The sequence below is a fragment of the Bradyrhizobium sp. SZCCHNS2022 genome (genome assembly GCF_032377575.1).
Lineage (GTDB): Bacteria > Pseudomonadota > Alphaproteobacteria > Rhizobiales > Xanthobacteraceae > Bradyrhizobium > Bradyrhizobium aeschynomenes.
Map to the genome: position 1 here is coordinate 1,064,075 of NZ_JAUHHZ010000001.1, position 12,837 is coordinate 1,076,911.

The 12,837-nt window shown below is 65.9% G+C and carries 10 protein-coding genes; 7 read left to right on the forward strand and 3 right to left on the reverse strand.

Annotated features, from left to right (window positions below; genetic code table 11):
* Positions 1-89: 89 nt before the first annotated feature.
* Positions 90-1,508, reverse strand: a complete 1,419-nt coding sequence (locus tag QXZ94_RS04705; RefSeq protein ID WP_315719449.1) for a circularly permuted type 2 ATP-grasp protein — start codon at positions 1,506-1,508, stop codon at positions 90-92.
* Positions 1,509-1,736: 228 nt separating this feature from the next.
* Between QXZ94_RS04705 and QXZ94_RS04710 the strand changes: the two genes are divergently transcribed.
* The 4 genes from QXZ94_RS04710 to QXZ94_RS04725 all read left to right on the forward strand — a co-directional run bounded on the left by QXZ94_RS04710 (position 1,737) and on the right by QXZ94_RS04725 (position 5,687).
* Positions 1,737-2,474, forward strand: coding sequence for a competence/damage-inducible protein A (locus QXZ94_RS04710; protein WP_315719450.1), 738 nt, complete (start codon positions 1,737-1,739; stop codon positions 2,472-2,474).
* Between the two features lie 244 nt (positions 2,475-2,718).
* On the forward strand, positions 2,719-3,240 hold the full coding sequence (gene gpt / locus QXZ94_RS04715; RefSeq protein WP_315719451.1) for a xanthine phosphoribosyltransferase: 522 nt from the start codon (positions 2,719-2,721) through the stop codon (positions 3,238-3,240).
* Positions 3,241-3,377: 137 nt separating this feature from the next.
* Complete coding sequence (locus QXZ94_RS04720; RefSeq protein ID WP_315719452.1) at positions 3,378-4,013, forward strand: hypothetical protein; 636 nt, start codon at positions 3,378-3,380, stop codon at positions 4,011-4,013.
* Between the two features lie 159 nt (positions 4,014-4,172).
* On the forward strand, positions 4,173-5,687 hold the full coding sequence (locus QXZ94_RS04725; protein WP_315719453.1) for a glycoside hydrolase domain-containing protein: 1,515 nt from the start codon (positions 4,173-4,175) through the stop codon (positions 5,685-5,687).
* A gap of 41 nt (positions 5,688-5,728) precedes the next feature.
* Here the strand turns inward: QXZ94_RS04725 and QXZ94_RS04730 are convergent, their stop codons facing one another.
* Together QXZ94_RS04730 and QXZ94_RS04735 are read right to left on the reverse strand one after the other, a co-directional pair.
* Entirely contained in the window at positions 5,729-8,575 is a 2,847-nt protein-coding gene (locus QXZ94_RS04730) for an autotransporter domain-containing protein (protein WP_315719454.1), read from the reverse strand.
* 391 nt (positions 8,576-8,966) lie between these two features.
* Entirely contained in the window at positions 8,967-9,989 is a 1,023-nt protein-coding gene (locus QXZ94_RS04735) for a methionine synthase (protein ID WP_315719455.1), read from the reverse strand.
* 149 nt (positions 9,990-10,138) lie between these two features.
* Between QXZ94_RS04735 and QXZ94_RS04740 the strand changes: the two genes are divergently transcribed.
* From QXZ94_RS04740 to QXZ94_RS04750, 3 genes are all read left to right on the forward strand, one after another.
* On the forward strand, positions 10,139-10,843 hold the full coding sequence (locus QXZ94_RS04740; RefSeq protein ID WP_315719456.1) for a glutathione binding-like protein: 705 nt from the start codon (positions 10,139-10,141) through the stop codon (positions 10,841-10,843).
* 226 nt (positions 10,844-11,069) lie between these two features.
* The gene (locus tag QXZ94_RS04745) at positions 11,070-11,675 is read left to right on the forward strand and encodes a 2-hydroxychromene-2-carboxylate isomerase (RefSeq protein ID WP_315719457.1); all 606 of its coding nucleotides are present in this window, start codon (positions 11,070-11,072) and stop codon (positions 11,673-11,675) included.
* Complete coding sequence (locus tag QXZ94_RS04750; RefSeq protein WP_315719458.1) at positions 11,675-12,652, forward strand: NADPH:quinone oxidoreductase family protein; 978 nt, start codon at positions 11,675-11,677, stop codon at positions 12,650-12,652. Before QXZ94_RS04745 ends, QXZ94_RS04750 begins: the two co-directional genes overlap by 1 nt.
* The last annotated feature ends 185 nt before the right edge of the window (positions 12,653-12,837 follow it).

Genomic DNA, 12,837 nt, shown 5'->3' on the forward strand with positions numbered 1-12,837 from the left:
CCCTCACCCGGATTGCATCTGGCGATGCAATCCGACCTCTCCCCGCAAGCGGGGAGAGGTGACCGAGCCGAGAGACATGTTCATACCCTCTACTCATCCAGCACCCATGTGTCCTTGGTGCCGCCGCCCTGGCTGGAATTGACCACCAGCGAACCTTCCTTCAGCGCCACGCGGGTGAGGCCGCCGGGCACGATGGTGGTGCGGTCGCGTCCGGTCAGCACGAACGGCCTGAGGTCGACATGGCGCGGCGCGAGCCCCGAGGTGACGCAGGTCGGGCAGGTCGACAGCGCCAAGGTTGGCTGCGCGATGAAGCCTTCAGGCTCGCGCTTCAGCTTGTCGCGGAACGCCTCGACCGTCGCCTTGGTCGCGGCCGGGCCGATCAGCATGCCGTAGCCGCCGGAGCCGTGCACCTCCTTGACGACGAGCTCGCCGAGATGGTCGAGCACGTAAGAGAGATCCTGCGGCTCGCGGCAGCGCCAGGTCTGCACGTTCTTGAGGATCGGCTCCTCGTCCAGATAGAACTTCACGACGTCGGGCATGTAGGAATAGATCGCCTTGTCGTCGGCGATGCCGGTGCCGACCGCATTGGCGAGCGTGACGTTGCCGGCGACATAGGCCGACATCAGCCCGGGCACGCCGAGCGCCGAATCGGGCCGGAAGGTGAGGGGATCGAGGAAGTCGTCGTCGACGCGGCGGTAGATCACGTCGACCCGCTTCAGCCCCTCGGTGGTGCGCATGAACACCTCGTCGTTCTTGACGATGAGGTCGCGGCCCTCGACCAGCTCGATGCCGAGCTTGTCGGCGAGAAAGGAGTGCTCGTAATAGGCGGAATTGTAGATGCCGGGCGTCATCAGCGCCACCGTCGGCTCGGCCGAGGCGCTGAGCGGCGCGACCGAGCGCAAGCACGACAGCAGCTCGTCCGGATAGCGCTCGACCGGCGCGACGCGGTGGCGCGCAAACAGGTCCGGAAACAGCCGCATCATGATCTCGCGGTTTTCCAGCATGTAGGACACGCCGGACGGCGTGCGCGCGTTGTCCTCGAGCACGATGAAGTCGTTGGCGTCGACGCGGACGATGTCGATCCCGGCGATGTGGACGTAGACGTCGTGCGGCACGTCCTGGCCGTTCATCTCGGGGCGGAACACCGGGTTCTGGAAGATCAGGTCATCCGGCACCACGTTGGCGCGCAGGATGTCGCGGCCGTGGTAGATATCGCGCAGGAACATGTTCAGCGCCTTGACGCGCTGCTTCAGCCCCTTCTCCAGCAGCGTCCATTCCTTGCCGGAAAGGATGCGCGGGATGACATCGAACGGGATCAGCCGCTCCTGCGCCTCCGCCTCGCCATAGACGGCGAAGGTGATGCCGATTCGCCGGAACAACAGCTCCGCCTCGTGGCGGCGATATTCCAGCGCTTCCGGCGGCGTTTCCTTCAGCCACCGCGACAGCTCCTGATAAGCCTGACGGACGTCGCCGCCCGGCTCGTTCATTTCGTCGAACGCAACTGCCATAGATGCCCGTGTGTCCCAGCCTCGCCATACACTGCATGACTCCACGGGATGGTAGCAAGGGCCGGGCCAGCGAGATATGCATTCTCCTGCGGCATTTCGTGGGGGGTGCGGAAGTCGTGCCCGAAAAACCGGCTGCACGATGCTCAAATCCGCGGCATGGGCTGCGACGTTTCGGATGACTTTGGTGACGGCTCGGGCCAAAAGAGACGCCAGATGCGAGGAGATACCATGAGCGACATCGTCACCGCGGGATTGCTGGTCATCGGCGACGAGATCCTGTCCGGGCGGACCAAGGACAAGAACATCGGCTTCATCGCCGAATACCTGACCAATCTGGGCATCGACCTCAAGGAGGTCCGGGTGGTCTCGGACGACGAGGGCGATATCATCGCCGCGCTGGATGCGCTGCGGCACCGCTACACCTATGTGTTCACGACCGGCGGCATCGGGCCGACCCATGACGACATCACCGCGGACGCGATCGCCAAGGCCTTCGGCGTCGGCATCGACCACCACCCCGAGGTCGTGGCGCGCTTCCGCGAGCGCTGGAGCGAGCAGGAGCTGAATGAAGCCCGTCTGCGGATGGCGCGCATCCCTGATGGCGCCGAGCTGATCCAGAGCGCAACCATCCTGGCGCCGGGCTTCAAGCTCGGCAACGTCATCGTGATGGCCGGCGTGCCCTCGATCATGCAGGCGATGATGGACATCGTCGCGCCGAAGCTGAAATCGGGCGTCCGCATGCTCTCGGAGACGGTGCGCGCCAACGCCCGCGAGGGCGACATCGGCGGCCCCCTGCGCGAGATTGCCAAGGCGCATCCGGACACCATCATCGGCAGCTATCCCTTCACCGACGAGGACCAGAAGCCGAACACGCATCTGGTGGTGCGCTCGCGCGACCAGGACAAGCTGACGGCGGCGATGGCCGCGGTGAAGGAGATGCTCGCCGGGCTCAACGTGACGCGCTAAGTTTACGACGTCGCAAAGAGCCAGGCGGCTTGCGCGCTCGCCGTCATTCCGGGGCAAGCGTCAATGCGAAGACGCGAAGCGGCGAAGCGTTGACGATTGAACCCGGAATCCCGAGATTGTCAGAAATGAACGCAAGACAATCTCGAGATTCCGGGTTCAAGGCCTCTCGGCCTTGCCCCGGAATGACCGGGACTTTGCGCGGCAGGTGTCATCAGAGGCGGCGGGCGAGGGCGGACGGGACGACATGACAGACAAGACCTTGAGCGCAGAGGAGCGCGCCGGCCGGGCCTTTCCGGTGTCCTGGGACCAGTTTCACAGGGATTGCCGGGCGCTGACGTGGCGGCTCAACGAGATCGGGCCGTTTCACGCCGTGGTGGCCATCACCCGCGGCGGATTGGTGCCGGCGGCGATCGTGGCGCGCGAGCTTGGCGTGCGGGTCATCGATACGATCTGCATCGCGAGCTATGATCACACCAAACAAGGCGAGCTGCAGGTCTTGAAGGGCATCTCGGCCGACACCGCGCAACTCGGCGGCGGCACCGGCAAGGGGCTCCTGATCGTCGATGATCTCGTCGACACCGGCAAGACCGGCCGCATGGTCCGAGAGATCCTGCCCGACGCCCATTTCGCCACGGTCTATGCCAAGCCCAAGGGGCGGCCGCTGGTCGATACCTTCATCACCGAGGTGTCGCAGGACACCTGGATCTTCTTTCCCTGGGACACCGCGCTGTCCTTCGCGCCGCCGCTGCGCGACGGAGCGGCGTGAAATCGACTCTCGCGGTCATTCCGGGGCACGCCCGCAGGGCGTGAGCCCGGAATCCATAACCACGAGCGGGAGTGTGGATTCCGGGCTCGTCGCTGCGCGCCGCCCCGGAATGACGACGGAGAGAGCGGAGCGCCGCCATGCCGCTGCAGAACCGCGTCACCCCGACCGGCGACATCGTCGCAACGCCGCACCGCGGGCTGTTCACCGGCAATCGCGGCATCATCCATGACCCCGCGACCAAGACGCTGCTGAAGAAGCGCTGGTCGAGCCCGGCCTGGCTGGTCTGCCTGTGCGACTTTCGCGGCAAGCGCCGCGAGGTGATGGCGACGCAGAGCTGGACCGAGCTGTTCTTCCTCGACGAGGCCACCGCGCTCGCTGCTGGCCATCGTCCCTGCTTCTACTGCCGCCGCGACGATGCGAACCGGTTTCGCACCGCGTGGGAGACGGGCAACGGCGTCGGCGATATCCGTGCGTCCGAGATCGACAAGGTGCTGCATCGCGAGCGGCTCGACCGCGGCCGCAAGCGGTTGCATCCGCTGCCGCTGCCGTTGGCGAAGCTCCCTGACGGCACGATGGTGCACTCCGGTCAGGAGAGCTTCCTGATGCTGCACGGTCGGGCGCGGCCGTGGTCGCTCGCCGGCTATGGCGCGGAGCGCGAGCACGTCCCTGCGCCGCAACTGCTGACGCCGCCCTCGACGGTGCGCGCGCTCCGTGCCGGCTATCGGCCGGTGCTGCACGCCGGGCTGTCGGGGACGTTCGATCTGGATGGCTAGGTGGCGTCCATGAGATCCGCTGATCAAACTGCGTCTCGCAACTGCACTCTGTGAACGGCTTCACATTTCCACCCGTTCCGGTTGCGATAGCATCGCAACGCGTGATCCATCGCGATGCAAGCGATGAGACGGCACACGCGACAAACGGGAGAGCGTCACATGGCTTTCGTTGCGCTGGACACCAATCAGAACTCGACTCGCATGATTCCGTGCATGCAATCGCAGGGCATCATCGCGATCGGCCGCTACTACACCCGCAACCGGTCCAACCCGAAGATTCTGAAGCCGGACGAGGCGCAGGCGCTCTCGGCGGCAGGAATCCGGATCTGGCCGGTCTATCAGATCCGTCACAGGCTTCGCGCCGATTTCAGCGCAGTCAAAGGCAAGAGCGAAGCAGAGGATGCGCTCGACTACGCACGCCACGTCATCGGTCAGCCGGCGGGCTCGGCCATCTATTTCTCGGCAGATTTCGATGCGTCCGACGCCGACGTCAACATCGCCATCCGGCCGCACTTCGAGGCCATCAATGCCGCGTTCGCGGCCGCCGGCCGTCCCTACCGGATCGGCGTCTACAGTTCGGGAGCGGTGTGCAAGACCCTGCTGGATGCCGGTCTGGTGCAACTGACCTGGCTGTCCCAATCGAGCGGCTTTCGCGGCACGGCCGAGTTCAAGGCATCGGGCCGCTGGAACATTCTTCAGGCCCTGCCGGTCCGGCGGTTCTGCAACTTCGATGACGACGTCGATCCGGACCGGTTCAATGTTGATTTGCCCGACTTCGGCGGCTTCCTGCTCGGTCAGGCGGCGCAGCCGCAACCCGCCGCCGACGCCGCAGCTCCCGTGATTGCGGTCGCAGCCGGCGCAGTCGCGGCCCAGCCGGACTTTCCCGCGGCTCCCCCATTTCCGGGCCAGCCCCTGCATCGCGGCCAGTTCGGCTCGGACGCGGTCAGGGTCGTGCAGGCCAGGCTCAAGGAGCTCGGCTTCGGTCAGCTGGTGACCGACGGCGATTTCGGCGAGGGCACCCAGAACGCCGTGTTCCACTTCCAGGCGCGCAACTCTACGCCTGGTGGCAAGCCGCTACACATCACCGGCGAGGTCGATGCATCGACATGGGCGGCGCTGTTCGGGCCCGGTGCGGTGTTCGATGCGGCCGCCTTCGACCGCAACACGCCGATGCGTGATCTGGTGATCGACATCGCCGCGTCCCAGATCGGCGTCGTCGAGCAGCCGCGCGGCACGAACCGCGGGCCGGAGGTCGACGTCTACATTCGCACTGCCGGCCTTGATCCTGCGACGGACAGCTTCCCGTGGTGCGTCTGCTTTCTCTATTGGGTGTTCAATCAGGCCGCCAGGGTCAAGGGGATCGAAAATCCGTTGCCCAAGACGGCAGGCGTCATCGCGCTCTGGACCATGGCGCGCCGGACCGACGCGCAGATCGTGCACAGATCCGAAGTCAGCGCGCAGACGGTCAAGCCCGGCATGATCTTCGCGCTCGACCTCGGCGGCGGCAAGGGCCATGCCGGCCTGGTCATCGAAGTGGTCGGCGACCATGTCGTCACGATCGAGGGCAACACCAATCCGGGCGGCTCATCCGACGGTTTCGGAGTCTTTCGTCGGGACTCGCGGCCGTTGAGCAACAGCGTGCTGCTGGGCTATCTCGATTTCTGCGAGTCGTGAGCGGCCCGGATCACGCGCGTAACCCGGATGCGACATCCGGGTTACCACGAATAACGCACGACCGCCTTGCCGCCATAGCTTCGGGTGACGTTGGAGAATTCGCCTTCGAAGGTCCCAGCGGCCGACCAGCCGTTCATCCACTTCATCTCGGCCGATGCCGAGGTCAGCGCGGCGTCGCTGGCCTGCCGGGCTCCGTTGACGACGAAGGAGGCGCCGGGCAGAGCCTGGAACGTGGCGGAAATCGAACGGTCCGGATTGAAGTCATGCGCCCAGGCGACACGGCCGCGCAGCGTGAAGATGCCGTCGGTCAGGGCGTAGGACTTGTCGGTGCGCAGACCGAGTTCGCTGCGCGTCGCCGTGATGGTCCTGGCGCCATAGGTGAGCGCGAAGGTGTTGTTGCCGACGACGGCCCGCTCGGCATAGCCCGGCAGCGCGAAGGTGGTGAACTGAGCGGCCGCGTAGGGCGTGAGGCCGACGGTCGTCCAGGGGGTGACGAAGCGGTGGCCACCCTCGATCCGGCCCGAATAGGAGTTGGCGTTGAAGTCGGCGCGCAACTGATCGATCCCGGCCACGGTCACGGTCCGGTTCGTGGTGACGTCCTGCCAGCCATAGGCCAGGGCGCCGGTCACATAGCCCGCGCCGATATTGTGCCTGACGAAGCCGCCGGCCTGGAACAGATCCGACCTGCCGCCGCCTCCATTGAAGACGCTGAAGTTTGTGCCGCCCCCTGCCATCGCGAAGCCGGCGACGGTGTAGGGCGAGAAGCGATAGTCGGCTCCGACCGCGGTGCCGTAGAGGTTGCTGGTGGCGGTGTTGGAGCCGAGCGCGGCGTTGCCGTCGGTGGTCTGGGCTCCGCCGAAGGCGGCCGCCCACACGCTCCAGCCCGTCCTGGCGACGGGCGCGGGCGGCGCCTTGGTGTAGATCGCGGCCAGCGCGTCGTTCGGATTGCGCTTGGCCGCATAGGCCAGCGTTTCCTCCGCGTAGCCGATCGCGCCGTTGGGCGCAGCGCCCTGGTCGCCGCGACCGCCGACGAAGGGATCGGTCATGACGCCCATGAACTGCGTCATCGCATTGAACGTCGCCTGCTGACCGCCGGTGGCGGTCTCGCCCGAGAGTTGCGTCAGTCCGGTGGGGGTCAGTCCGGTGAAGACGACGGGAATGCTGCCGTTCGTGGTGAAGTAGTTGCTCAGCGCCGTGTTGACGTTGACCTGGTTGGTGTTTCCCGCCACCACGGCGAGATCGAGGTTGAGGAAGACATTGTTGGCGTCATAGCTCAAGGATGACGCGAAGCCGGCGGGCGCGCTGGTCGCCGTCACGGCGCTGAAGGTGCCGCTGACGCCGCCCGTCGCGGTCAGGATCGTGTATTTCTTCGCGACATAGGTTCCGGCGGCGTAGACCGCGTTGACCGTGGCGCCGTTGAGGGTCGCGATGCCGGTCACGCTGGCGCGCGAGGCGGTCGTCGGATCGACCTGGACCAGGTAGATCGCGCCCGACTGGAACGCGAGGCTGCCGCTGACCGTCATCGTGCTGGCGGCCGTCCCGTTGCCGGGCGCGAAGGTGCCGCCGGCATTGATCTGGGTGCCCTTGACCGTGCCGACACCGGCCAGCGTACCGCCGGAATTGACCGAGGTCAGGGCCGAATTCGCCGCCGTACCGTTCACCTCCAGCGTTCCGCCATTCACGACGGTGTTGCCGGTGTAGGTGTTGGCGCCCGTCAGCACCAGCTTGCCGGCGCCGGTCTTGACGAGGGCGGTGTTGATGCCGCCGGTGGTCAGGCCGGTACCGCCGATCGTGTTGGCATAGGTGAGGGTGCCGCTCGAGACCGCGATATTGGCGGTGACGCCGCTGATGAAGATGCCGGCTCCCTGCGCGGCGCCGGCCGCTGCTGAAAACCCATTGATGGCGCTCGGTCCGATGCCGATGCCTGGGGTGCCGGCAGCACCACCGGCGACGGTGTTGCCCGAGATCGGCGAGTCGAGAATCGTGAGCGTGCCGCCGGTGGCGACGTAGATGGCGCCGCCATTGCCGGCGCCGCCATTGCCGCCGGCGCCGCCGTCGGAGCCGGGTCCGGGACCGCCCGCGCCGCTGGCGTTGGTGGCGCCGTCACCGCCGGTGCCGCCGTTGCCGCCATTGGCGTTGCCGGTGCCGCCGGGATTGTTGTTGGTGTAGACGTTGCTGTTGGTGGTGCCGGAGCCGCCGCCGCCACCGCCGCCGTCACCGACCGAGGGGCCCGCCGTGCCGGCCGTGCCTTGCGTGCCCGCATGTCCGCCGGTGCCGCCCGCGCCGCCGCCGCCGCTGGCGCCGCCATTGTTGGCGGCACCGCCGGTGCCGCCATTGCCGCCATTCACCGGGTCAGCCGCCGCGTTCTGCGCACTGCCGCCATTGCCACCGGCGCCGCCTGTGGCGCTGTTGCTGGTGAAGGTCACTGCGGCAATCGTGACATTGGCGCCACTACCGACGAACAGGCCGCCGCCGGCCCCGAGGCCGCCACCGCCGCCGCCGCCGGAGCCGTAGGCCAGACCGCCGCTGTAGTAGCCGTTCTGACCGTTGGTGCCATTGCCGCCGATCGCCGCCATGTTGGTGATCGACAGGCTGGAGATGTTCACGGTCGGCGCGTTGGCGCCATTGACGACGATGCCCTGGAAGGAGGAGGCGCCGTTGATCGTCTGGCCGTTGCCGGTGATGTTCACCGTGACGTTGGCGTTGGCGGCCTGCAGCTGCGCCAGCGAACTCGACAAGGTGAAGCCGCTGGTGATGTTGATGGTGACCGTCGAGTTGGCGCCGGCGGCTGCGACCGCAGCAACGGCCGTATTCCAATCAGCCTGGTTGGCGACGTCGATCGCCAAGGCCTGGGTGCTCAGCATCGTTCCCGCGAGGAGGATCGACATGGCCAGAAAGCGACGCGCCTTTGACTTCGGCGCAGCAAACATCGTTCTCGCAAAGCAAGCCATCTCAGTCCCCAGCAATGAAGGCAAGTGTCAGACTCGAACTAATTTAGGCGGCAGAAATTTCACGCCAAACTTGTGTTCCGAAATGAAATGTCGCGACACATCTTGTCAAGAACAGCAAAGACACACTCGGAAACGAATGATGTTCTATGGGTGTTAGAATACCATGGTGCCGATTGAGCTGTGGACCGGCGTGTGCGGCGGATGCCGGCACGGCCTCTGGTGCGGATGACGTGATGGCCGCAACGCATCGTATGATGCGCAAGCGATGCCGTGTCTCGCATCGCTTCCGCGTCATTGTCGCAGGTGAGCCTGCGGATCGGTGATTCCCTTACGCGAACCGCTGCCGCGCCAGCTTCGCGCCGGTGCCGAGCGCCATCAGCTTCGCCTCGGCGACCTCGCGCCGCATCGGGGCCATGCCGCAATTGGTGGTCGCGATGATGTTCTCTTTCGGCACCACTTTCATGACGTCCTCGAGCGTCTTGCAGACGTCCTCGGCGGTCTCGATCTCGTCGCTGGCGACGTCGATGACGCCGGCCTGAACGATCTTGTTCTTCAACAGTCCGAGCAGCTCGATCGGCACCTTCGAATTGCGGCATTCGACCGCGACCTGCTGAATGCTGCTGGCATCGATCACCGGGAAAGTGTCCTCATATTGCCGCCACTCGCTGCCGAGCGTTTCCTTCCAATCGGTGTTGGCCTTGATACCGTAGCCGTAGCAGATGTGGACGGCGGTCGGGCACGTCAGGCCTTCGGCGGCGCGCTCCAGCGCCTTGATGCCCCAGTCGCGGACCTCGTCCATGTAGACGTTGAAGGCGGGCTCGTCGAACTGGATCATGTCGATGCCGTCATCGTGCAGCGCCTTGGCCTCCTGGTTCAACAGCTCGGCAAAGGCGAACGCCATCTTGACGCGGTCGCCATAGTAGTTGTCGGCGATGGTGTCGATGATCGTCATCGGCCCCGGCAGCGTGAACTTGACGGCGCGCGTCGTATGCGTGCGCGCGATCCGCGCCTCGTCGCCATGGACGCGGCCCTTCAGCGACAAGGGCGCCACCACCTGCGGGACCATCGCCTTGTAGCGATCCTTGCGGATGCCCATCTCGACCTTGTGCGCGAAGTCGATGCCCTCGACGCGCTCGAGAAAGCCGTGCACGAAATGCTGCCGCGACTGCTCGCCCTCGGTGAGGATGTCGATGCCGGAATCCTCCTGCAGCTTCAGCGCCAGGATGGTGGCGTCGCGCTTGGCGCGCGCGAGCTCGTCGCCCTTCGACTTCCACGGCGCCCACAGCACGTTCGGCTCGGCCAGCCATTCCGGCTTGGGCAGCGATCCTGCGATGGTCGATGGAAACAGCATGGTCGAACTCCGTCGGCATAGGGGCGGTCAGGCTTGAGCGCCTGTCTGCCATGGCTTAACTGTCAGGTACAGAAAGAACCAAGGCCGGCGCGCGTTCCGCAGCGCGGCATAATGGTCCGGACATGGATTGGGGAAGGACGAAGAGAGGCATGATCGACCTCCACTACGCGCCGACGCCGAACGGCTGGAAGATCTCGATCATGCTCGAGGAACTCGGGCTGCCCTATACCGTCATTCCCGTCGACATCCGCGCCGGCGACCAGTTCAAGCCGGAGTTCCTGGCGATCAGCCCGAATAACCGGATTCCCGCGATCGTCGACCATGCGCCGGCTGACGGGGGAGAGCCGTTCTCGGTGTTCGAGACCGGCGCGATCCTGATCTACCTGGCCGACAAGACCGGGAGGTTTTTGCCGCAGGAGATTCGGGCGCGTTCGCGCGTCATCCAATGGGTGATGTGGCAGATGGCGGGGCTCGGGCCGATGATGGGGCAGCATGGCCATTTTGCGCTCTATGCGGCCGAGAAGATCCCTTACGCGATCCAGCGCTACCGCGACGAGGTCGCGCGTCTGTTCCACGTGCTCGACGTCCAGCTCGGCAAGACCGGCGCCCATGTCGCCGGCGACGACTATACGATCGCCGATATCGCCTGCTTTCCCTGGATCATGACGCACAAGGCGCAAGGCTTCACGCTCGACGACTATCCGAACATCAAGCACTGGTACGCAAGCTTGCGCGCGCGGCCAAAGCTGCAGGCGGGGCTTGCGATCGGCAAGTTCGTCAAGGAGCCGTTCAACGACGAGACGCGCCACGTGATGTTCGGCGCACGGGCGAAGGAGATGACGGGGAGATCGTGAACGAACTCCACGGCATCGCGAGGAGAGTGGTGCCAAACGGTTCAGACTGTGCCGCGTAGCCCCTGGATTGCTTCGTCGCTCCGCTCCTCGCAATGACGGAGAGAGCGGCGTGCGCCAACTCCCACCTCTGTCATTGCGAGCGAAGCGAAGCAATCCAGGGCCACGATCGACACCGTTAATTTCTGCGCGCGCGATGACGAACTCATCAAGACCTTGAGGACACACGATGATCGAATTCTTCTTCGACTGCTCCAGCCCCTGGACCTATCTCGCCTTCCACAACATCCAGCCGCTCGCGAAGGAGTTCGGCGTCGACATCGTCTGGCGTCCCATCCTCGTCGGCGGCATCTTCAACACCATCAATCCCAGCGTCTACGCCCAACGCGAGAAGCCGGTGCCAGCCAAGGCGGCCTACACGCTGAAGGACCTCGGCGACTGGTCACGCTCGGCCGGGCTCAAGATCAAGATGCCGCCGACGGTGTTCCCGGTGAACAGCGTCAAGGCGATGCGCGGCTGCATCTGGCTCGGCAACGAGGCCATGGTGCCGTTCGCGCGGGCGGTGTTCGAGATCTATTGGGGCGAGGACCAGGACATCTCGCAGGATGCGGTGCTGACCGAAGTGTGCCGGCGTGTCGGCGTCGATGCGAAGGCGTTGTTCGACGGCATCGCACAGCAGGGGATCAAGGATCAGCTGCGCATCAACACCGAGGAGGTCGTCAAGCGCGGCGGCTTCGGTTCGCCGACGATTTTCGTCGATGTCAACGACATGTATTTCGGCAATGACCGGCTGCCGCTGATCCGCGAGGCACTGGCGAAGCGGAAGGCGGCCTGATGCCGCGTGCGATCGTCTGCCGCGAGCTCGGGCCGCCGGAGAGCTTGCGGCTTGAAGAGCTGCCGCCGCGCGTTCTGCGCGAGGGCGAAGTGCGGGTGAAGATCCGGGCCGCCGGCATCAACTTCCCCGACATTCTGATGGCGGCCGGCGAGTATCAGCTCAAACCGGAGTTGCCGTTCACGCCTGGCGTCGAGGCGGCGGGCGCCGTCGTCGAGCTCGGGCCCGATGTCAACGGCTACGCGGTCGGCGACCGGGTGATCGTGCGCATGCGGTTCGGCGCCTACGCCGAGGAGGCGGTGGTCGCGGCCAGCCAGCTCACGCCGCTGCCGTCGCCGTTCGACTATGCGGAAGGTGCGACCTATCTGGCCGGCCACGGCACCGCGTATCACGCACTGGTCGATCGCGGCCAGCTCAAGCCCGGCGAGACGCTGCTGGTGCATGGCGCCGGCGGCGGCGTCGGCCTTGCCGCCGTCGAGCTCGGCAAACTGCTGGGGGCGACCGTGATCGCGGCGGCGTCGTCGGAGGAGAAGCTCGCGGTGGCCCGTGCGCGCGGCGCCGATCATCTCATCCTCTATGCGCGCGAGCCGTTCCGCGACGCCGTCAAGCGCATCACGGATGGTCGCGGCGTCGATGTCGTGTTCGATCCGGTCGGCGGCGAGGTGTTCGAGAACAGCGTCCGCTGCATCGCCTGGGGCGCGCGGCTGCTGGTGATCGGCTTCACCGGCGGCATCGGCCTGGCGCGGACCAATTTGATCCTCATGAAGGGCGCGAGCGTGCTCGGCGTTCGCGCCGGAGAGGCGGTTCGCAAGGATCCCGCGCTCGGCGAGCGCCGGATGGCCGCGCTTCTGGTCTGGGCGGAGGAGGGCAAGCTGCGACCCAACGTGTCACATCGCGTGCCGTTCGATGACTATGCCGCCGCGATGCGGCTGCTGATCGATCGCAAGGCGATCGGCCGCGTGGCGCTGGTGATGGATTAAGGCACTGAAGCTCCACACCCTCGGTGTCGTCCCGGCCTAGAGCCGGGACCCATACCGCGTGATCTATCTTGTGGCACCTTGAACGTCGTTCTTCGCCTAACAGCCCCTTGTGGCTATGGATCCCGGATCGGCGCGCGCGTGCCGCGCGCTTGTCCGGGACGGCAGCGGAATATGTGGCGCGAGCG